The sequence below is a fragment of the Cryobacterium sp. TMN-39-2 genome (assembly GCF_004402745.1).
GTDB classification, from domain to species: Bacteria; Actinomycetota; Actinomycetes; order Actinomycetales; family Microbacteriaceae; genus Cryobacterium; species Cryobacterium zongtaii.
In genome coordinates this window covers 15,290-35,742 of the sequence record NZ_SOFX01000016.1, presented here as the reverse complement: position 1 = coordinate 35,742, position 20,453 = coordinate 15,290, and the positions used below count along the sequence as shown (strand labels likewise).

The window sequence follows — 20,453 nt, the reverse complement described above, 5'->3', positions numbered from 1 at the left end:
ACCGAGCTCCTCGTGATCGATGAAACCACCACCCTGCGGGACTTCTCCCGCGAGGTCCGATGGAACCAGGCGTACTACCGCCTGGCGCAAGGCCTGTAACGCTCGGCCGCCGACCACTTGGGCGAAATGGGTCAGGCGCCGGCGTGCACCACGCGGTTGCGGCCGTCCCGCTTGGCCACGTACATGCGCACATCGGCGGCCCGCAACAGCGACGAGCTCGTGGCCGCATCGTCCGGGGCGAGCGCGACGCCCAGACTCACGGTGACCCGCAAGCCGGCGTCGATGGGCGACCAATCGTGACCGGCCACATCCAGCCGCACCTTTTCACACAGTGCGCCCGCGGCGGCCGCGTCGTGGGCGGGCAGAATGAGAAGGAATTCTTCCCCGCCTAGACGCGCCGCGATCGCCCCGGGAACCGACGCGACAGCCTGCGTCAGAATGCGGCCGAGCGTCCGCAGCACGTCGTCACCGACCTCGTGCGAAAGCGTGTCATTGATGCGCTTGAAATGGTCGACGTCGATCATCGCGATGGCGATGGGTGCGCCACCCTCGCGGAGGAGGGACAACAGGTTGCTGAGGTGCTCGTCGACGAACCGACGATTGCGCAGCTCTGTCAACGGGTCGCGTTCGGCCATCTCGCGGTAGCGCTCGCTTTCCCGGCGGGACTCAGCGGTCTGGAACATCGCCTCGAGGATGCGTCCGCGCGCCTCGTTCTCGCTGGCGCCGAGAGCGATGGACTGTTCGTGGTAACTGCGGTAGGCCTCGAACGCCGCCCGAAAATCCTCTCGTTCGGCGTAGATCTCCGCCTGCTCGCGCATGAGCTCGGTGGCCCAGCGCACGAGCCCGTTCTCCCGGGTGAGCTCCCGACACTGGTCGACGACGGCCTGGGCCTCATCCAGATGCCCCCGCCTGCGACAGGTCTCGGCCAGGGTGACCTGGGCGGCGGCGATGCTGTCGGGGTGGAAGTCGACCGGCTTGGCCTCGATGGCCGCCACCAGGGTCGCTTCGGCTTCCTCCAGCCGTCCGGCAGAGAGGTAAACCCTGGCGATAGTGTCGCGGGCGTACATGCCGATCGGGCGGTTGTTGAGTTCGGACAGCGCGAGCAGGCTCTCGACAGCGACGAGTGCGTCGTCCTGATTGCCGGCCAGGTACTCCGTGAAGGCGAGGTTGTTCAAGATCATGTAGCGGATGCTGGTTTCAGGGTCGTCGATGACCAGACGAAGTGCCTCGTTGTAGCGGCGGCGTGCCTCGTCGAACGATCCGGTGGAGCCGAGGGCGTCGGCCAGGGTCAGGCGAGCGGCGGCCCGCATCAGGGGGCTCTCGGACTCGCTCAGAAGGTCGTTCGTGGCGACGGCGTGTTCCAGGGCCAGGGCCCGGTCGCCCACCATCTCGAATACCGATCCGAGAACGTCGTGGCAGCGGGACTGCAGGGTGAGCTCGCCGTGCCGCTCTGCCCAGCGCAGAATGCGCTGCACATCGGTGGCTCCCTGGCTCGGATCTCCCCTGCGGGTCATGATCGAGGCGATCTGCACCTCGAGGCGCCGGCTCAGCGCACCGTGCTCGCCTGCTCCCAACTCCGCCAGCCAGTCTTCGGCTGCAGCGAGCGCGACATCCTTGTCGATCCAGTACTGGCGCTCGACCCACGCCAGCCGGTCATCGACCGTCAGTTCGATTGCCGTCACTGCGTCCCCCTCCCCAACAGTCGGTTCCGATGTGTCAAAACCCGCCGGAGGTCTTCTCGAGGGAGAGGACGCACTGTTGACGCTCAGCCTAGCCGTCCACAGCCTCCCCCAACCCAGGTTGACGCGGTGCCCTTCTCACCCATTCCGGGTGATCCAGAACCGCCCTGTGTGATTAACGTGATTACCAGCCAAGGACTGTGACACGCTGCCCCATGCGGCGGCAGGGCCTCGGCCAGACGTTACAGGGAAAGGTGCCGACCATGAGTTTCTGGTCTAATTTTTGGGATTTCATCGGATTCTTCTTTTGGACATTCGTGTTCGTGTCCTACCTATTCGCACTCTTCGCTGTGATCATCGACGTGTTCCGGGATCGAACCCTGAACGGATGGGCGAAGGCGGCATGGCTGCTGTTCATGGTCTTCGTGCCCATCCTGACCGTGCTCGTGTACGTCATCGCACGCGGCCGCGGTATGGCGGAGCGCCAGGTCAGCGCCGGGATGCAGGAGAGGGCGAGTACCGACGAGTACATCAGAAGTGTCGCCGGCAGCAATCCCGCGCAGGACATCGCCCAGGCCAAGCAGCTCCTCGACTCCGGAGCGATCAGCCAGGGCGAGTACGCGGTCTTGAAGGACCGGGCGCTGGGTAACACCCAGGCCCGATCCGACGTCGTCTGATCCGGTCGACCGACGAGCACAGACAGCGGGCGGCGCATCCGAGATGCCGCCGCCTGCTGTCGCTGTGTTCGCGCTCGGGTTAGAACGCGCGTCCGCCGGTGACCGGCAGCACGGCACCGGACGTGTACGACGAGTCCGTCGACGCCAGGTAGACGTACGCCGACGCCAGCTCGGCGGGCTGCCCGGCCCGGCCCAGCGGTGTGTCCTGACCGAAAGTGGGCAGTTTCTCCGGCCACGAGGTCGCGGGGATCAGCGGGGTCCAGATCGGCCCGGGTGCTACGGCGTTGACCCGCACCCCGGTGGATCCCAGCTGCTGGGCGAGGGCCTGGGTGAACGCGACCAGCGCCGCCTTGGTCATCGCGTAGTCGATCAGTTCCGGTGACGGGCTGGACGCCTGGATGGACGTGGTCGTGATGATCGACGACCCCGCATTGAGGTGCGGGATCGCGGCACGGGCGATCCACAGCGTCGCGTAGAGGTTGGTTTTGAAGACCCTGTCGAACTCCTTGGTCGAGAGCGTCTCCAGACCGTTGCGGTTCTCCTGGTACGCGGCGTTCAGCACGAGAATGTCGAGACCGCCGAGCTGAGCCGTGGTGTGCTCCACAATGTCGATGCAGTGCTGTTCGTTGCGGATGTCGCCGGCCAGCAGCACCGCGGTGCGGCCGGCAGCCCGCACGAGCGACGCGGTGTCTTCGGCGTCTTCCTGCTCTTCGGGCAGGTAGGAGATGGCCACGTCGGCACCCTCCCTGGCGAAGGCGATCGCGACGGCACGGCCGATCCCCGAGTCACCGCCGGTGATCAACGCCCGCTTGCCCACGAGCTTCCCGGTGCCGACATAGGTGTCTTCGCCGTGGTCGGGGCGCGGCACGGTCGCCGTGGTGAGGCCGGGCTGGTCCTGCTGCTGCAGCGGGAAGCCGCCGGTGTGATAACTGGTGACGGGGTTCTGGACGTCGGTCATGAAAGCTCCTTGCTGGCGAACGGTCGAAGCCGGTACACGGCTTGCCGGGTTCATGACTAAGACGCGTCCAGCCCGCCGATCGTCACGGCAGGAGCCGGATTCAGTTCACGGCGCCCGGTTCCAGATCGTGGCGAGTCGCTAACCACTCGTCCAGTTCCAGGGCCGGAATCGGCCGCGACATGAAGAAGCCTTGCGCATGATCGCAGCCGTATCGGGCCAGCTCGTCGTACGCCACACTGCTCTCGACACCCTCGGCAACCATTCGCAGGCCCAGGCTGTGCGCCAGCTCGATGGTGGACGCCACCAGCGAGGCCGCGCGGGCGTCATGGGTCATCGGCAACACGAATGACCTGTCCAACTTGAGCTCGTCGATGGGCAGGTCGCGCAGGTAGGAGAGCGAGCTGTAGCCGGTGCCGAAGTCGTCGACCGCGATCTGGATTCCGGCTTCCCGCAGCCGGGTGAGCACGTCCCTAGCCCGGTCGCGGTCGCTCATCAAGAAGTCTTCGGTGACCTCCAGCATCAACGCCGACGCCGGCAGCCGTCGTGCGTTGACCATGCGCACGACCTCCTCCGGGAACTCGACGTTGACGAGGGAGCTGGCCGAGATGTTGACCGCGATGGTCAGGGCGTGGCCACCAGCGTGCCAAAGCACGGCTTGATCGAGAGCCTTGGTCAGCACGATCCGGGTGAGTGTGTGCATCAGCCCCGATTCCTCGACGAGGTCGAGGAAGTCCTCGGGCAGCAGCAGCCCGCGGGTCGGATGCTGCCAGCGCACGAGTGCCTCGACACCGGTGACCTCACCGTTTTGCAGGCCGATCTTGGGCTGGTAGTACACCACGAGTTGGTCGTCGGTAAGGCCCAGGCGCAGGTCTTGCAGGGTGCGCAGCCTGGTGTCGCCGTGACTGTCATCTTCGGACTGGTACACGTGGTGGCCGTGCCGGCCGGACTTGGCCTTGTACATCGCCATGTCGGCACGGCGCAGCAGATCGCTGAGGTCGCGGCCCTGCTCGGGGAACAACGCGATGCCGATGCTGACACTGGTCTGCACGGCCAGCCCCTCGAGGGCGAAGGTTTGGGCGAGCGCGTCCCGAAGGCCCAACGCCACGACGGTGGCCTCGGCCTCGCCGGCATCAGCGAGCAGGATGGCGAATTCGTCGCCGCCGAGCCGGGCCAGCCTGGCTCCCGGCGGCAGCGCTGCCGCCAGGCGGCCGCTCACCAGCACCAGCAGCCTGTCGCCGACGTCGTGTCCGAGGCTGTCGTTGACTTCCTTGAACCTGTCGAGGTCGAGTAGCAGGAGCGCACTGTGCCGTTGACGGGAGGGTGTGCGACTGAGGGTGAGCAGCGCGGGCGCATCCGTGTACAGCGCCCGCCGGTTGGGCAGCCCGGTCAGGTCGTCGGTCCGGGCCTGCCGGCGCAGCAGCCGTTGCCGGAATACCAGCGGGATCGCGGCCAGGGACACGGTGAGGCTGGCCAGGATGACCGCGGCAACCGGCTGGACGACCTGCGTGCCGAGGATGAGTACGCCCAGTCCGGCGGCGACGGCCACCGCGGGAACGAACAGGGCCGGGGTCTTTCGGTCGCCCACGACGGTGCCGCGTTGAGGGCGGTCGGTCGCGTCGACCCACACCGCCATCAGGGCGAGACCGAGCGCCCACGCGGCATCGAGCGGAACGCCGACGATGTAGGTGCCGCTCACCTCAAGCAGCGCATAGAACACGTCGGCGCCGGCGAAGACGACGAGGCCGCCGACCAGAAACGCCCAGCGCGGGCCGATGTGCAAGCCCGGGGCGGCGGCGATGCCGGCGATCGCGGCGACGAGGAGCAGGTCGAAGACCGGGTAAGCAACCGCGACGGCTGTGGCCAGGATGGCGGACTCATCGGCCGCCTCGGTGAGCACCGGGCCGAGGACGGCAGCGAGGACCGCGGCAGCGCCGAGGGCCCCGACCGCGCTATCCAGCAGGACGGACCAGGCCAGGCCGCGCATCTGTCTGCGGACAAGAGCCACGAGGGCGAGCAGCATCAGCGGGTAAAACAGCAGATACCCGAAATCGGCCGGGGACGGGAACGGCAGTTCGCCGCCCGCATCCATAGCGAGCACGTAGTAAGTGTCGGCGGCGGCATTGAACGTCACCGCGAGCGTGGCGAAGAGCACGTCGCCGCGGGTGAAGCCCGTGCGCACAACGGCCACCCAGAAGACCGCGACGGGCACCCATTGGGTGAGCTCGCCCAACCAGATGTCAACGAGGGGGCTGGGGCCCGTACCGTGCAGAAGCAGTCCGAGCGTGTACGCCGCCACAAGCACAAAAACGGCCCAGATCAGCCATCGGTCCCCGTCGCCGCGATGCGTTCTGTCACGCCAGCTCACCCACACGTGACTCTCCCTCAGATCTCCGCTCAGCCTACCGCCCGGCCGGCCGTGACTTTGGTCCCTGGCGACCGGAACGGGCCCCGCGACCGTGCGGTCGCGGGGCCCGGGTGATGCGAATTGTTATTTGCGGGTGCCGGCGATCAGGGCGCGCACAAGGTCGAGCTGGGCGTCGTCGGCGAAAGCGCCGGAGAGGCCGACCACGCTGGTGCCCGCGGCCAGGAATTCCGGCGCGTTCAGGGCGGTGACGCCGCCGGTGGCGATGAAGTTGGTGTCCGGGTACGGACCCTTCTGGGCCTTGACCCAGGCCGCTCCGAGCAGGGACGCGGGGAACGCCTTCACCCAGGTGAGACCCAGGGCGCGGGCCTGCAGGATTTCGGTGGCCGTGGCGATGCCCGGCAGGTGCGGGATGCCGCGGCGCACGCTTTCGGCCACGATGGCCGGGTCGAGGCCGGGCGAGACCGTGAACGCGACGCCCACGTTCGTCGCAGCGTCGAGCTGGTCGATCGTGGTCACGGTGCCGGCGCCGATCACGAGGCCTCGTTCGGCAGCAGCGTCGGCGACGGCCTGCAGCACGGGGACGGCGTCGAGGGTCTGGATCGGGATTTCGACGTGTTCAACCCCGGCGTCCCAGGCGCGCACCGACAGGCGTACGGCTTCGGCGGCCGACAGCCCGCGGAAGACCGCGATGACGGGGACTCGGAAGAAGTCGCCGGGGAACCACTGGGTGGCGCCGAGCGGCTGGGTGGTGGTGGTGCTGGTGAACGAGGTCATGCGGGTTCTCTCCTGAGGTCGAACGTACGGTCGTGGGTGGCTGGCGCGGACGGTTCGTCGGCCGACATCCGCTGGCCGAGTCCCGGGCGGAAGTCCTGGCGGCTGCCCAGCGCCCAGGCGGCGCGGGAGTGACCGCGCTCCAGGCGCTCCGCGGAGGGTTCCGCAGAGAGCAGGCTGGACAGGTAGCCGGCGGCGAAGGCGTCGCCCGCGCCGACGGGTTCGACGACGTCGACCTTGCGGGCCGGCACCACCGTGACGGTGTCGGTGCCGTCCGCGGCGAGGGCGAATTCGGTGGCATCGATCGAGGAATCCTTCACCACCAGATACGGCAGCCGGGGCAGCAGGGCCCGCACGTCGGCCGCGGTGGCACAGCCCCACAGCACGGCGGCTTCATCGAGTCCGACGAGCACGACGGTTGCCTTCTCGGCCAGGGCGAGCAGCCGCGGCGCGGCATCCAGAACCGACCAGATACCGGGGCGGAAGTTGATGTCGAACGAGACCGACGCCCCCCAGTCCGGGGCGTGGTCGAGCACGTGTTCCACAAGAGCGGAGCAGCTGTCCGACAACGCGGGGGTGATCCCGGTGGTGTGGATCCACCGGGCGCCGGCCAGGGGCCAGCCGGCGGCATCCGCGATCTTCAGCGTGGATGCCGCCGAGCCTTGGCGGTAGTAGAACACGTGTGCTCCGCTGCCGGTGTCGGGCTCCTTGAGGTAGAGCCCGGTTGGTGCGTCGGCGGTGCGGCCGACCCACCGGGTGTCGACGCCGGCGGCGCCGAGGGCGTCGATGATCTTGGTGCCGACCGGGTCGGTGCCCACGGCGCTGGCCCACGCCACGGCGTGGCCGAGTTCGGCCAGGTGCATGGCGACGTTCGATTCGGCACCGCCGGTGCCCAGGGTGAAACCGGTTGCGGTGTTCAACGGCACCGAGCTGGTGGGCGTGAACATGCCCATCGTCTCGCCGAAGCAGACCACGGTTGGCGCTGAGGCACCCATTAGGTCACGGCCCCGATGTGCCACGGCACGAACTCTTCCTGGCCCACGTCGAATTCTTCGCTGACGGTCTGGGTGCCGCTGGCGACGGCGATGATCATCTCGAGGATCTCGGCGCCGACCTCGTCTACGGTGGCGTTGCCGTCGGCGATCCGGCCGGCGTCGATGTCGATGTCGTCGCCCTGGCGCAGGAACAGTTCCGTATTGGTGCCCACCTTGATGCTCGGGGTGGGCTTGCAGCCGAAGACCGAGCCGCGGCCGGTGGTGAAGACCACGACGGTGGCCCCGCCGGCGACCAGGCCGGTGACCGAGACCGGGTCGTACCCGGGGGTGTCCATGAAGCCCAGGCCGCGGGTGTCGATCGGTTCCGCGTACTCGTACACGGCGGCGAGATCGGCGTGGCCGGCCTTGGCAACGGCGCCCAGCGACTTCTCCAGAATGGTGCTGATACCGCCGGCCTTGTTGCCCGGGGAGGGGTTGTTGTCCATGGTGCCGCCGTTGGCGTGGATGTAGGTTTCCCACCAGTCGATCCGGTCGATCAGCTTGTGACCGACCGCGGGGGTGGTGGCGCGGGCGGTGAGCAGGTGCTCGGCGCCATAGATCTCCGGGGTCTCGGCGAGAACGGATGTTCCGCCGTGCGCCACGAGCACATCCGACGCCCAGCCCAGGGCCGGGTTGGCCGTGATGCCGGAGTAACCGTCGGAGCCGCCGCAGTTCAGGCCCAGCACCAGCTCGGAGATGTCGATGGGTTCACGGTGGCGGTTATTGATCTGTCCGGCCAGGTCCAGGATCTTCTCGACGCCGGCGGCGACGGTGTTGCGCATGCCGCCGGTCTCCTGGATCGACAGGGACTCCACCACGGTGTCGCTGGGCAGGGCTCCCTCGGCGAGGACCAGGCTGGTCGGGGTCATCTCGCAGCCGAGGCTGAGCATCAGGACGCCCGCGATGTTGGGATGGCTGGCATAACCGTTGAGCGTGCGGAGCAGCACCTGGGCGCCTTCGCTTTCCAGCACGAGGCCGCAGCCGCTCTGGTGGGTGAGGGCGATGACGCCGTCGACGTTCTCGAACCCGTCCAACGCGCCACCGCGGAATCTGTCGGCGATGAGCTTGGCAGTGGTTCCGGAGCAGTTGACCGTGGTGAGGATCGCGATGTAGTTACGCGTACCGGCCCGGCCGTCGGCCCGGCGGTAACCGTCGAAGGTTCGGCGGGCCGTCGGGGCCGGCAGCTCGGTGTGCACGGTGCCGAATTCGTGGGTGCGGGCAGCGAGGTCCATGCCGATGTTGTGGCTGTGCACCTGCTCGCCCCGGCTGATCGGCGCCGTGGCAACCCCGATCGACTGGCCGTACTTGTGCACGGTGGCGCCGACATCGAGGTCGGTGAGGGCGACCTTGTGGCCGCTCGGGATGAGCGTGGTGACGGTGAGGAGACCGTCGCCGACGGGGAGGGTCTCCCCTGGCTGGAGGTCTCGGAGGGCGACCGCGACGTCGTCGCCCTCGGCCATGACCAGCACGGAAGTGCCGGTGGTGATGCTGTCGATCTGTGACATGAAATGAGTCCTTAGATAAGCGAGACGGTCGGGCTTACGCCTGGCCGATGATTCCCTTTTCCCAGCGGCCTGCTTCGAGGTCGTGGGCGATGGCGGTGTACTTGTCGTCGGACAGGTTGTAGAGGAAGTAGACGATCACGGCGGCCAGGGCGAGGGCGACGGCCGGGTAGAGGGTCATCACGGCCTTGATACCGAAGAGGGTTTCCTCCGACTGGCTGGCGCCCTGGGCGATGTAGCCGGTTACTGCGAGCATCCCGGCGCCCACGAGGGCGGCAATGGACTGGGCGATCTTGCGGGAGAAGTTGAAGGCCGCGTAGGTCATGGTCTCCTTGCGCACTCCGGTGTGCCATTCGCCGTAGTCGATGGTGTCGGAGACGAACGCCCAGGTGACGGCGTTCGGGATGGCCAGGGCCATGTAGCCGATGGTCACCAGCAGCATGAAGGTCCACAGGTTGGTGGGGATCATGAAGTTCAGGCCGTTGGCGATCACACCGATGATGAATCCGCCCATGGCGGTGCGCTTCTTGCCGAATCGGCCGACCAGGCGGGGCACGAACATGATGCCCACGATGGAGGCGCCGATCATGACCAGGTTCAGCACCGGTTGCAGGGCGATGTTGCCGAGGTTGTATTCGGCGAAGAAGATCATCATCATGTTGTTCACGTTCATGGCGGAGATCGTGAACAGGGTCATCAGCACCAGGCCGAGCAGCGGCCGGTTGGTGAAGATCGCCTTGGCGTAGTCCTTCATGCCGTTCTGCTCGAAGCCCACGGCGCGGTTGACGTAGACGCGTTCCTTGGTGCCGCGGTAGCAGATGTAGAAGGAGATGATGCCGATGAGGGCGAACACCGCGGAGGCCCACATGTAGTTGGCGCCGGTCATGCCGCCGAACACCATCATGATCGGGATGAAGGCGAAGCCGCAGATCCACTGAGCACCGAGCGAACCGGCCTGGCGGGTGGTGGCCAGCTGGGCGCGGTCCTTGATGTTGCGGGTCATCACCGAGGCCAGCGACCCGTACGGGTCGTTGGTGAAGGAGTAGATGAGGCCCCAGATGGCGTAGGTGCCGGCCGCGTAGGCGATCTTCCAGCCCATGCTGACGTCGGGCATCGTGAAGGTGACCACGGTCATCACGCCGAGGAGGATCGAGGAGACCATCATCACCGGGCGGAACTTGCCGCGCTTGCCGAACTTGCGGCTGTCGATGTAGGCCGCCGCGATCGGGTCCATGAACGCGTCGAAGATCTTGGCGAGCGAGAAGATGAGGGCCACGACGCCCGCGGCAATGCCGGCGGTGTCGATCCAGAACTTGGTCAGGTACGACTGGCCCAGGTCGAACATGAAGCCGTTGCCGAAGTCGCCGAACCCATAAGAGACCTTCTCCTTGGTGGAGATGCGCTCGATGGTGGCGGTGCCGGGCTGAGGAGCAGCTGGGGCTGATTCCCCAGCTTCAATACCAGTTTGAATTGCCATGACTCACATACACACTTTCGATTTGAACGGATATCGGGGAGTGGCCTGGTTACAGACCGAAGTAGTTGTTCGCGTTGTTGAAGCAGATGTCTTCGACCATCCGGCCGAGGATGGCCTCGTCGTCGGGGACCTCGCCGAGTTCGACCCATTCGCCAATCAGCTCGCAGAGGATGCGGCGGAAGTACTCGTGCCGCGGGTAGGACAGGAAGCTGCGGGAGTCGGTGAGCATGCCGACGAAGTTGGAGAGCAGGCTCTCGTCGGCGAAGGTGGACAGCTGCAGCCGCATGCCGTTGCGGGTGTCGTTGTGCCACCAGGCGCTGCCCAGCTGCATCTTCTGAACGGTGTCCTTCTGGTAGGCGCCCATCAGCGTGACGAGCGGCATGTAGTCGTTGGGGTTCAGGGAGTAGAGCATTGTGCGCGGGATGGCGTCTTCGAGTTCCATCGAGTCGAACAACGCGGCGAGCGGCTCGGCGACACTGCGGTCGTTGAGGCCGTCGTAGCCGGTGTCCGGGCCGAGCTTGCCCAGCATCACGGTGTTGGTGTTGCGCAGGGCGTGCAGGTGCAGCTGCATGGTCCAGTTCTTGCGGTGGTACATGCGCATCAGCGCCTTGAGCACCGCGGTGCGGTACTGGGCGATGCCGAGGTCGGTGAGCGTGCCGCCGGTCCTGGCCGTCGTGACGATGACGTCGAGCTCGGCTTCGGTTGACTCCGCATATACGACGGTGTCCAGGGCGTGGTCGGAGAGCCGGGCGCCCATGGAGTGGAAGAAGTCGACCCGGGCCGACAGTGCGTCGACGATGTCGGCGAAGGAGCCGATCTTGACCCCGGCGGCCGTGCCGAGGGTGACCAGGTAGTCCGCGAAACCGGCGGCGTGGATGTTCATGGCCTTGTCCGGGCGGAACGCGGGGACGACGGTGAAGGCCGTCTCGCTCTGGAGCAGTTCGTGGAAGTGCAGGTCGTCTGCGGGGTCATCCGTGGTGCAGATGGCCGTGACGTTGCTGGACCGGATCAGGCTGCGGCGGGAGAACCCGGCCGTGGCCAGCAGGGCGTTGGCGCGGTCGTAGACCTCGCGGGCGGTTTCGCGGCTGAGGACCAAGTCGATGTTGAAAAAGCGCTTGAGTTCGAGGTGGGTCCACACGTAGAGCGGGTTGCCGAGAGCCTTTTCGACGGTACCGGCCCACGCGTAGAACTTGTCGAAGTCGTCGCCGTCGCCGGTGATGAGGTTCTCCGGCACGCCGTTGGCACGCATCAGGCGCCATTTGTAGTGGTCGCCTTTCAACCACACCTCGGTGATGCTGGCGAAGTTCTGGTCTTCGTAGATCTCCTGGGGGTTCAGATGGCAGTGGAAATCGATGATCGGCATGTGCTTGGCGTGATTGTGAAACAGCTTCTTCGCCATGTCGGTGCCGAGCAGGAAGTCGTCGTTGAGGAGCATGATCTGCGGTCCTTTGTCTGGGGTCGGTCGGGGGTTAGGCGCGGACGGCGAGGTCGGCGATGGTGGCGCGCACGCCGCGGTCGCGCAGGGCGTCGAGGCCGGCAGCGACCTGGTCGACGAGGCCGTCGAGCTCGGTGAGGTCGGTGCCCCACAGGGTGGTGTCGGCCAGGATCGTGGCGACGTAAGCATCCGTGGCGTAGGCGGCGTGGAAGGCCGCGATGGTCTCAGCGCTGTCGACCGGGGTGATCGTGACGGCCGGGTCGCCGCTGTAGGCGAGCAGGATGGCGGAAAGCGCGAGCGTGACGCGGGGCGGGAAGGTGCCGTTCTTGGTGTGGAAACCGGTGAGCACCGGCAGCAGGCGGCTCTTGAACTTGGAGGCGCTGTTCAGGGCGATTGCGGAGAGCTCGTGGTGCATGAACGGGTTCTCGAAGCGCTCCTTCACCGACTCGGCGTATGCGGCGAGTTCGTCGTGCGGCAGGTCGAGCACGGGCATGATCTCCTCGTACATCACCGCTTCGACGAGCGGGCCGAAGTCGGCATCGAGCATCACGTCGCGCACGGTCTCAACGCCGGCGAGGCGGGCGAGGGAGGCCATCGTGGTGTGCGGGGCGTTGAGCAGGAACACCTTGCGTTCGCGGTACGGGGTCATGTCGTCGGTCACGGTGACGTTGAGGCCGGCCCGGGCCAGCGGCAGGGTCTCGGTGAGTGACTGCGGGCCCTCGATGACCCAGAGCAGGAACGGTTCGGCCTTGACGATGAGGCGGTCTTCGAAGCCGAACTCGGCGCAGAGTTCCTCGGCGCGGTCCTTGGGGTAGCCGGGGACGATCCGGTCGACCAGGCTGGAGTAGAAGGTGTTGTCGGTGTTGACCCACTGGATGAAGTCGGCGCTGAGGCCCCAGTTCGCGGCGGTTGCGAGAACGGTTTCCTTGAGTTTGTCGCCGTTGCGCTCGATGAGCTCGCACGGAATCAGCTGGAAGCCCTTCTTGCCGAGCCCGAACCGGCGGAACAAGAGCGCGGTGAGCTTGCCGGGGAAGCTGGCGTGGGGCGTGTCGGCCGGCTTGTCTTCTGCGTTGTAGACAATGCCGGACTCGGTGGTGTTGGAGAAGATGAACTCGATGTCGTCGTCTTCGGCGAGGGCGAGGTAGGCGTCGTAGTCGGTGTACGGGTTGACGGTGCCGTTGACCAGAGTGATCACCTCGTGGGACTGCACTTCTTCGCCGTCCTGCTTGCCTTCCAGCAGCACCGTGTACAGGCCGTCCTGCTCCTCGAGCATGGCGACGAGGCCGCCGGCCAGGGGCTGCACGATCTTGACGCCACCGTTGAACAGCCCCTGCTTGTTCATCTGCTGCAGCTGCCAGTCCACGAATCCGCGCAGGAAGTTGCCCTCGCCGAACTGGATGGCGCGGGTGGGCAGGGTCTGAACCGGGTGGATGGCGCTGGTGAGTCGTTCCATGACGAGCTGTCCTTCGTGGTGCTGTTCGGTGTGTTGCGGGTGGGGTGCGACAGCGATGCTGACGCTCATGCTGGTGCTCTGGCCCGGGGCGAGGATGGCGGCCTGGTCGCGCACGTTGCAGGCCTCGACGCAGACGGTCTCGGTCCATTCGTCGTCGCCGTAGTCGCCCATCGCGGCGGCCTTGACGGTGCCGGGGTTCCAGACGACGGTCTGGGCGGCATCGGTGTCGCCGACCGTGATGGTGCGTGCATTGGTGACGTCGTCGATGGTGACGGTGCGGGGCATCGGGTAGATCCGGTCGATCTCGGCGCCGACGATGGAGACGGGCAGGGCCGAACTCGACGTGACGGCCGGGGTGACGCTGCGGTCGAGGTAGGGCAGGTCAGTGAGCCCGAGGAGCTGAGTCGTGCGGGCGTCGCCGACGGCGAAATAGGTGTGGAGTGCGGTCTCCACCGAAACTGTGGCGGTTCCCTCGTTGAAAACCACGAGCTCGAGGGTGAGCTGGGCGCCGATGGTAACGGTGTATCGCAGCGACACCGGCTGGGCAGTGCCGGCCTCATCGGGCTGCGTACCGGCCAGGTCGAAGGTGAGCACGGCATCGGGGCCGACGATGGCTGCAGCGGTGAGGGTCCAGGGCGAAATACGTGCCCAACCGTGGTTGGGTGCCGTGGCGTCGGTGGGATTCGGGCCGAACCAGGGGAAGCACACCGGAATGCCGCCGCGAAGGGCCGCGGAGGATGAGTATGCGCTGTGTCCGCTCATCCACAGCACCGGTTTCTGGCCGGTGGGGGTCCACTGGGCGACGTGTGCGCCGTGCAGGTAGACCAGCGCGGTGGCCGCAGGAAGAGCGACTTCGACGGCCGGCAACGAGCCTGCCCCTGTCACCATTCGGATGCCGCTCGGCAGCGGGAGAGCGCTCTCGCTTGCCGACCCAGGTTCGTGCGCAGTTCCCTGCATGAGTTCCTCCACTGTGAGAATCAGCCAGATCTATTCTGAATCTGTTCCGCGTGATGGAACTAGAGTCCGTCACGTGAACTCAACATAACCCCGCGCGATTCCTTTTCGCAACTTGGGCGGCCGAGGAATCGACGTCAGACCGGAACGACGCGTCCGAAACAGGCGTTTGTCGCGTTGTCAAGGGTCTGACGGCATCGAATCCGGCTCGGGGCGCGGTGGGATGCCAGCGAGATTCCGCAATCGTGGTTAAATGGTCCGCAGGGCAGAACTTGAGAACAGAGGTGGGACACATGACGGTGGCGAACGAGATCGAGGCCACGAACGCGCCTGAGCTCGACGGGCTGGGCAACCGGGCCAAGGACAATGCGGCACAGAAGCTGCTGCGGGTGCTTGAGGCCGTGTCCAACCCGGGTGACTCCCACCGGCTCAGCGACCTGGTGAAGGAAACCGGCCTGGCCAAGACCAGCGTGTTCCGCTTGCTGAGCGAGCTGATCGACAGCGGGTACGTCACCCGTCGCCCCGACGGCAGCTACGCGCCCGGTCGCTCGCTGCGCCTCCTCGCGCTCAAGCTCACCGCCGGCCCCAACGACTCCGACCTGGTGGGAGCCAGACTCCGGCAGCTGCAGACCGACGTGCGCAGCACCATCCACTTCGCGCTGCGCACCGGGGACTTCGCCACCTATGTGGAGAAGATCGAGGACACCGCCCAGCCCATTCAGATCGCTTCGCGGGTCGGCGGCCAGATTCCGCTGCATTCGACCGCGATCGGCAAGTCGATCCTGGCGCACCTCCCCGAGAGCGAGGTGCGCAATTACGCGACCCGCACCGGTCTGCACTCCCGCACCGCGTTCACCATCACAACCGTTGCCGATCTGCTCGCCGACGGTGCGCTGGTGCGCAACCGCGGCTTCTCCATCGACGACCAGGAAAACGAGGAGCACATCCGCTGCATGGCGGTTCCGGTGTTCGACACCCAGCAGCACCTCATCGGCGGCATCGGCATCACGACCATCGCCCCCCTGGTAGCCAGGGAGACGCTCGAGTCCTACGCTCCGCTGCTGATGACGGCGGCCCGCGACGTGATGACGCTGCTCTAGGCAACCGGCGCGGTCAGCCTCGCGCTGGCCGGATACGCAGAATGACCCCGGCGCTGCCGGGGTCATTCGTTATGGGCTGGAAATGCCAACTCGCCACTCGAGCGGCTGCACGGATCGGCCGGACCCGCGCACCGCAGTCGACGGGACTAACCCTGGCGAGCCTTGAATCGGGGGTTCAACTTGTTGATGACGAATGTGCGCCCATGGCGCCGCACCGTCTGTGAACCCTGCATCTTCTTCATCGAACCCAGTGAGTTACGTACCTTCATCCTGGCTCCTTTCCGTCGGTTACCCAGAGCAACGCACAACGGTCGAAATTATTCCGTTCCGGCGGCTTCCGGCACGTCGAGCACCCGGCGCGGGCCGGCACCGTCGGTGCGCAGGCGGTCATCGGAGTTCACGACGGCGCACCGGGTTTGCGACAGGCAACCGCAGCCGATGCAGCCGGTGAGTTCGGCCTGCATCCGCTCGAGCACGGCTTGCTGCCTGGCCAGGTGCTCCCCCCAGGTGGCGGAAATGGTGCCCCACTCGGCCCGGCTCGGTGGGCGGCCGTCCGGCAGGTCCTTGAGGATCACGGCGACCTCGGCCAGCGAGATCCCGTAGCGCACCGAAACCTGGATGAGGGCGATGCGCCTCAGCACGTGCCGCGGGAAGAGGCGCACGTTGCCGCTGGAGCGCAGCGCGGGGATCAGCCCCAGCGTTTCGTAGTAGCGCACGGTGGAGACCGGGACTCCGGCGCGGGCGGCAATCTGCCCGATCGGCAGGAGATCCTTGCTGGACAAGTGCTCTGACAGTGGGCCTTCTCCTTGATCTCAAGTGCACTTGAGACGATATCGTAAACAAATGACCGCATATACGCTTCCCACGCTGACCTATGACTATGCCGCCCTCGAGCCCGCCATCAGCGGGCGCATTATGGAGCTCCACCACAGCAAGCACCACCAGGCCTATGTGACCGGCGCCAACGCCGCACTCGACCAGCTCGCTGAGGCCCGCGAATCAGGCAACCTCACCTTCGTCAACAAGCTTCAGAAGGACCTTTCCTTCAACCTCGGCGGCCACGTCAACCACTCCATCTTCTGGACCAACATGTCCCCGAACGGTGGCGACAAGCCCACCGGCGAGCTCGCTGCCGCGATCGACGACACCTTCGGTTCGTTCGAGAAGTTCCAGGCTCACTTCACCGCCGTGGCCATGGGCGTTCAGGGCTCCGGCTGGTCGATCCTCGCCTGGGACACCCTGGGTCAGCAGCCCATCATCGTGCAGCTCTATGACCAGCAGGGCAACCTGCCCGCCGGCATCGTCCCGCTGCTCATGCTCGACGTCTGGGAGCACGCCTATTACCTCGACTACCAGAACGTGCGCGCCGACTACGTCAAGGCGTTCTGGACCGTCACCGACTGGGAGAACGTCTCCGCCCGCTTCGCCAAGGCACGCGACACCACCTCGGGCTTGATCACGCTGTAACCCCGGCGCCCCTCTGGCGAGCCGTGAGTAAAGCCCCGAAAACCTGAGATTTTTGGGGCTTGGCTCACGGCTCGCCTGCGTCTGACGCGGTCAGTCCGCCGACACGGCCTGCAGCACGGGCAACCGCGCCGCGTGGATCGCCGGCCAGAGCGCGGCCAGCACGCCGACCAGGGCGGCAACCCCGAGCATCGACGCGAGCTGGCCCCAGGGGATGGCGAGCTCGGTGAGCCCGATCCCGGTAAACACCGCGGGCATCAGCGACGCAATGCCCACCCCGACGGCCATGCCCAGGACGGTGCCGAACAGGGCCGTGAGGATCGATTCGATGGTGATGATCCCGGCCAATTGCATCCGCCCCAGCCCCACCGCGCGCATGAGCCCGATCTCCCGGGTGCGCTCGATCACCGACAGCGCCAGGGTGTTCACGATGCCGAGGATCGCGATGATGATCGACAGCGCCAGCATCGCGTAGAGGATGCCGAGGATCTGGTCGACCTGCCCGGCCAGCTGGCCGGCGAACTCCTCCTTGTCGAGCACCGAGAGCACGACGTAAGGCGCGGCCGCCCCGGTCAGGTCGTCGCGCACCTCCGCCGGCGTGGCGGACGCGGCCGAGGTGATCAGCAACGAATCGATCGCGATCTGCGACGACGGCACGATGCGTTCGAAGGCGCCGTCGGGCATGATGATCGGCGCGCCGATCACGGCGGTGTCGACAATGGCGCCGATCGGAGCGGATGCCTCGCCGGCCGCCGTCGTGAAGGTCACGTCGTCGCCCACCGTCCACCCGCGGTCGTCGGCCACGCTGCGCTGAACGGCAAGCTGCCCCGCCGCGAAGCCCGCCAGCGTGCCCTCGACGGCGTCGAAGTCGAGGGTGTGCCCGAGCGCGGCGGGCGGCAGCGCCACCACGATGATGGACCGCTCGGCGACGGTGCCACCAACTGCGGGGGCCAGCATCGCCGGGCCGTAGCGCAGCTCGTCGACGGAGTCCACTGTGTCCAGGGCGCGCAGGTCGGCCACCACACCCGTCGGCACCACCCCTGCGGCAGACTGCACCGAGAAGTCCGCGATCCAGCCGTCGTCCACGATCGCTCGGGTCGAGACCGTCGCCGACGCGGCGAGCACCGAGGCCGCGCCCACCAGGGCCATGCCGATCATGAGCGCCCCCGCGGTGTTCGCGGTGCGGCGCGGGTTGCGGATCACGTTGCCGCGGGCCAGCCGGCCCAGCGGTTTGACCGCCACGACGAAGACCGCGGCCATAGCGCTCAGCGAATACCGGGCGATCACCGGGGCCAGGACCAGCACCCCGACCACCACACCGGCGGCACCGAGGCCCAGCAGTGCCGGACCGTCGGGGTCGGGCCTGGACCAGGCGGCGACCAGTCCGGCCAGGCCGGCGACGGTGAGAACGGATCCGACGATGGACCGCAGCCGAAGCGACCTGGACCTGGCGCCGCCGGCCTCGCGCATGGCCTCCACCGGAGGGGTGAGCGCCGCCCGGCGGGCCGGCAGCGCCGCCGCCGCGATGCTCACCAGGGTGCCCACCAGTAGCGAGATCACCACGGTGGCGGGGTCGAGCGGGATGCTGCCGGACAGGTTCATGCCGATCTGGGCGACCGCCATCCGCACGAGCGACACCAGGCCGAGGCCGGCGGCAATGCCGAGCGCGGAGCCGACCAGGCCCACCACCGCGGCCTGGATGAGGATGGAGGCGAACACCTGACCGGGCGAGGCGCCGACGGCGCGCAGGAGCGCGAACTCGCGCATCCGCTGCTGCACCGACATCGCGAAGGTGTTGGAGATGATGAACGCGCCCACGAACAGGGAGATCCCGGCGAAAACCAGCATGAACGTCTGCACGAAGCCGAGCATGTCGTTGATGTCTGCCGTGGCCTCGGTGCGCATAGCGGTGCCGGTGACGGTCTCGACGCCGGCCGCATCGGCGGCGGCCAGGGCCGCGCCGACCCTCTCGACCAGGATCTGCTCGTCCACCCCGGTGTCCCCGTAGACGTCGATACTCGCCACCAGGCCGTCGGGCGCATAGGCGGCGTTGGAGGTGGCGACGTCGAGGAAGACGATGGTGGCGCCGGCCATCGGCGCCCCGAGCGACACCTCTCCCACGACCGACACGGCCTGGACCTCACCGGCGAGCACCACCGAGGTCTCATCGCCGACGGTCAGGCCCGACGACTCGAGGGTCGCCGATTCCAGCGCGATCTCCCCAGCGCCGACGGGTGAACGCCCGGCGACGATGTCGAGGGTGTCGTCGTCGGGGTGGAGAGCCATCCCGAAGGTGGGGGCCTGCGAGCTCACCACGGCCGTGCCGTCCGCGCCGACGAGCACGATGGGCCCGGAGACCGCGGGCAGGGCGTGCCGCACACCGTCGACGGTGTTGAGGGTCCGGGCGAGATCGGCCGGGATGGCCTCGCGCACGTCACCGGCCGAGCTGCCGGCCTGGGCGGCACTGGCGGCGGGCTCGCTGCCGCGCACGTAGACATCCGCTTGCATCGAGCTGGCCACGATGCCGGAGAAGGTGGAGCCCATCATGGTGCGAAGCGACAGGGTGCCCGCCACGAAGGCGACCCCGAGGGTCACCGCCAGCAGCGACAACAGAAAGCGCACCAGGTGGGCGCGGATGCCGCGCAACGCGACCCGGGTCATCGCCGGGCGCCGTCGTGCTCGTGCTCGGTCTCGGTCTCGTCGCCCATCGACCGCATGACGTCGAGCACCGACGCCTGGGTGGGGTCGGTGAGTTCCTGCACGAGTCGGCCGTCGGCGAGGAACAGGACCCGGTGGGCGTAGGCCGCCGCCCGGGCGTCGTGGGTCACCATCACGACCGTCTGACCGAGGTCGTCGACCGACCCGCGCAGGAACCGCAACAGGTCACCGGCTGATTTCGAGTCGAGGTTGCCGGTGGGCTCGTCGGCGAACACCACGGCCGGCCGGGCCACCAGGGCTCGGGCGCAGGCCACCCGCTGCTGCTGGCCGCCGGAAAGTTCGCTGGGTCGGTGGTGCAGGCGGTCCTCGAGCCCGACCGCCGCGACGATCGCGGCGAAATGCGCCCGGTCCACCGGGCGCCGGGCGATGTCCAGCGGCAGGGTGATGTTCTCGGCGGCGGTGAGGGTGGGAATCAGATTGAACGACTGGAAGATGAAGCCGAGCCGGGTGCGGCGAAGCGCCGTCAGCTGCCGCTGCGACATGCGTCCCACGTTCATGTCGTCTACGATCACGGTGCCGGCGGTGACGGTGTCCAACCCCGCCATGCAGTGCATCAGCGACGACTTCCCCGACCCCGACGGGCCCATGATCGCGGTCAGTTCGCCCCGGGCGAAGTCCACGTCGATGCCGTCCAGGGCGCGCACCTCGGTCTCGCCGGTACCGTAGGTCTTGACCAGGCCCCTGGCGTACGCGATCACGGATGCCGGCGGTGCGGTGAGCGAGCGCGCCGGGTGGTTCGAGGTGAGCGTATGGGCGGTCATGTACGGTCCTTCACGGTCGGAGCGCGGGCGCGCTGGGGTCGATCCCCAGTGTTGCCCTCCGCACCGCGTGGCGGTATCGGGACAAACCCTGACTCGACCCTGAGC

The 20,453-nt window shown here is 67.3% G+C and carries 16 protein-coding genes; 3 read left to right on the top strand and 13 right to left on the bottom strand.

Annotated features, from left to right (window positions below; genetic code table 11):
* Window positions 1-131 precede the first annotated feature (131 nt).
* Window positions 132-1,682 (bottom strand): diguanylate cyclase, encoded by a 1,551-nt coding sequence (locus tag E3O57_RS05165; protein WP_103478439.1) that lies wholly within the window; start codon window positions 1,680-1,682, stop codon window positions 132-134.
* Window positions 1,683-1,942: 260 nt separating this feature from the next.
* Between E3O57_RS05165 and E3O57_RS05160 the strand changes: the two genes are divergently transcribed.
* A complete protein-coding gene (locus E3O57_RS05160; protein ID WP_088458119.1) occupies window positions 1,943-2,356 on the top strand; it encodes a PLDc N-terminal domain-containing protein in 414 nt (137 codons plus the stop codon).
* A 79-nt stretch (window positions 2,357-2,435) separates the two neighbouring features.
* Here E3O57_RS05160 and E3O57_RS05155 read toward each other — a convergent pair whose 3' ends face one another.
* The 8 genes from E3O57_RS05155 to E3O57_RS05120 form a co-directional block, all read right to left on the bottom strand.
* Window positions 2,436-3,314, bottom strand: coding sequence for an SDR family oxidoreductase (locus E3O57_RS05155; protein WP_088457270.1), 879 nt, complete (start codon window positions 3,312-3,314; stop codon window positions 2,436-2,438).
* Between the two features lie 100 nt (window positions 3,315-3,414).
* Window positions 3,415-5,679, bottom strand: a complete 2,265-nt coding sequence (locus E3O57_RS05150) for a bifunctional diguanylate cyclase/phosphodiesterase (RefSeq protein WP_133159690.1) — start codon at window positions 5,677-5,679, stop codon at window positions 3,415-3,417.
* Window positions 5,680-5,802: 123 nt separating this feature from the next.
* Window positions 5,803-6,453, bottom strand: a complete 651-nt coding sequence (locus E3O57_RS05145) for a bifunctional 4-hydroxy-2-oxoglutarate aldolase/2-dehydro-3-deoxy-phosphogluconate aldolase (RefSeq protein ID WP_103461289.1) — start codon at window positions 6,451-6,453, stop codon at window positions 5,803-5,805.
* Window positions 6,450-7,445, bottom strand: coding sequence for a sugar kinase (locus tag E3O57_RS05140; RefSeq protein WP_103478441.1), 996 nt, complete (start codon window positions 7,443-7,445; stop codon window positions 6,450-6,452). Before E3O57_RS05140 ends, E3O57_RS05145 begins: the two co-directional genes overlap by 4 nt.
* Window positions 7,445-8,989: a UxaA family hydrolase gene (locus tag E3O57_RS05135; protein ID WP_103478442.1), complete on the bottom strand. Its 1,545-nt coding sequence runs from the start codon at window positions 8,987-8,989 to the stop codon at window positions 7,445-7,447. The genes E3O57_RS05140 and E3O57_RS05135 overlap by 1 nt, the downstream gene beginning before the upstream one ends.
* A gap of 34 nt (window positions 8,990-9,023) precedes the next feature.
* Window positions 9,024-10,463 (bottom strand): glycoside-pentoside-hexuronide (GPH):cation symporter, encoded by a 1,440-nt coding sequence (locus tag E3O57_RS05130; protein ID WP_088457275.1) that lies wholly within the window; start codon window positions 10,461-10,463, stop codon window positions 9,024-9,026.
* A 49-nt stretch (window positions 10,464-10,512) separates the two neighbouring features.
* Window positions 10,513-11,898, bottom strand: a complete 1,386-nt coding sequence (gene uxaC, locus E3O57_RS05125) for a glucuronate isomerase (RefSeq protein ID WP_103478443.1) — start codon at window positions 11,896-11,898, stop codon at window positions 10,513-10,515.
* A gap of 34 nt (window positions 11,899-11,932) precedes the next feature.
* Window positions 11,933-14,239: a tagaturonate reductase gene (locus E3O57_RS05120; protein ID WP_165787837.1), complete on the bottom strand. Its 2,307-nt coding sequence runs from the start codon at window positions 14,237-14,239 to the stop codon at window positions 11,933-11,935.
* A 359-nt stretch (window positions 14,240-14,598) separates the two neighbouring features.
* On the opposite strand from E3O57_RS05120, the gene E3O57_RS05115 reads away from it, so the two are divergent.
* On the top strand, window positions 14,599-15,405 hold the full coding sequence (locus E3O57_RS05115) for an IclR family transcriptional regulator (RefSeq protein ID WP_103461294.1): 807 nt from the start codon (window positions 14,599-14,601) through the stop codon (window positions 15,403-15,405).
* A gap of 146 nt (window positions 15,406-15,551) precedes the next feature.
* Here E3O57_RS05115 and E3O57_RS05110 read toward each other — a convergent pair whose 3' ends face one another.
* Both E3O57_RS05110 and soxR read right to left on the bottom strand, forming a co-directional pair.
* On the bottom strand, window positions 15,552-15,674 hold the full coding sequence (locus E3O57_RS05110) for a ribosomal protein bL36 (protein ID WP_088457279.1): 123 nt from the start codon (window positions 15,672-15,674) through the stop codon (window positions 15,552-15,554).
* Window positions 15,675-15,722: 48 nt separating this feature from the next.
* The gene (gene soxR / locus E3O57_RS05105; RefSeq protein WP_103478445.1) at window positions 15,723-16,187 is read right to left on the bottom strand and encodes a redox-sensitive transcriptional activator SoxR; all 465 of its coding nucleotides are present in this window, start codon (window positions 16,185-16,187) and stop codon (window positions 15,723-15,725) included.
* A gap of 61 nt (window positions 16,188-16,248) precedes the next feature.
* On the opposite strand from soxR, the gene E3O57_RS05100 reads away from it, so the two are divergent.
* On the top strand, window positions 16,249-16,872 hold the full coding sequence (locus tag E3O57_RS05100; protein ID WP_103478446.1) for a superoxide dismutase: 624 nt from the start codon (window positions 16,249-16,251) through the stop codon (window positions 16,870-16,872).
* Between the two features lie 90 nt (window positions 16,873-16,962).
* On the opposite strand, the gene E3O57_RS05095 is transcribed toward E3O57_RS05100, so the two are convergent.
* Window positions 16,963-19,530 (bottom strand): ABC transporter permease, encoded by a 2,568-nt coding sequence (locus tag E3O57_RS05095; RefSeq protein WP_103478447.1) that lies wholly within the window; start codon window positions 19,528-19,530, stop codon window positions 16,963-16,965.
* On the bottom strand, window positions 19,527-20,348 hold the full coding sequence (locus E3O57_RS05090; RefSeq protein WP_103461299.1) for an ABC transporter ATP-binding protein: 822 nt from the start codon (window positions 20,346-20,348) through the stop codon (window positions 19,527-19,529). The genes E3O57_RS05095 and E3O57_RS05090 overlap by 4 nt, the downstream gene beginning before the upstream one ends.
* Between the last annotated feature and the right edge of the window lie 105 nt (window positions 20,349-20,453).

Bases quoted from the DNA above. Each gene is read 5' to 3' on its own strand.
- E3O57_RS05160 (WP_088458119.1), top strand. From the start codon at position 1,943: ATGAGTTTCTGGTCTAATTTTTGGGATTTCATCGGATTCTTCTTTTGG.
- E3O57_RS05155 (WP_088457270.1), bottom strand. From the start codon at position 3,314: ATGACCGACGTCCAGAACCCCGTCACCAGTTATCACACCGGCGGCTTC.
- E3O57_RS05145 (WP_103461289.1), bottom strand. From the start codon at position 6,453: ATGACCTCGTTCACCAGCACCACCACCACCCAGCCGCTCGGCGCCACC.
- E3O57_RS05140 (WP_103478441.1), bottom strand. From the start codon at position 7,445: ATGGGTGCCTCAGCGCCAACCGTGGTCTGCTTCGGCGAGACGATGGGC.
- E3O57_RS05135 (WP_103478442.1), bottom strand. From the start codon at position 8,989: ATGTCACAGATCGACAGCATCACCACCGGCACTTCCGTGCTGGTCATG.
- E3O57_RS05130 (WP_088457275.1), bottom strand. From the start codon at position 10,463: ATGGCAATTCAAACTGGTATTGAAGCTGGGGAATCAGCCCCAGCTGCT.
- uxaC (WP_103478443.1), bottom strand. From the start codon at position 11,898: ATGCTCCTCAACGACGACTTCCTGCTCGGCACCGACATGGCGAAGAAG.
- E3O57_RS05120 (WP_165787837.1), bottom strand. From the start codon at position 14,239: ATGGTGACAGGGGCAGGCTCGTTGCCGGCCGTCGAAGTCGCTCTTCCT.
- E3O57_RS05115 (WP_103461294.1), top strand. From the start codon at position 14,599: ATGACGGTGGCGAACGAGATCGAGGCCACGAACGCGCCTGAGCTCGAC.
- E3O57_RS05110 (WP_088457279.1), bottom strand. From the start codon at position 15,674: ATGAAGGTACGTAACTCACTGGGTTCGATGAAGAAGATGCAGGGTTCA.
- E3O57_RS05100 (WP_103478446.1), top strand. From the start codon at position 16,249: ATGACCGCATATACGCTTCCCACGCTGACCTATGACTATGCCGCCCTC.
- E3O57_RS05095 (WP_103478447.1), bottom strand. From the start codon at position 19,530: ATGACCCGGGTCGCGTTGCGCGGCATCCGCGCCCACCTGGTGCGCTTT.
- E3O57_RS05090 (WP_103461299.1), bottom strand. From the start codon at position 20,348: ATGACCGCCCATACGCTCACCTCGAACCACCCGGCGCGCTCGCTCACC.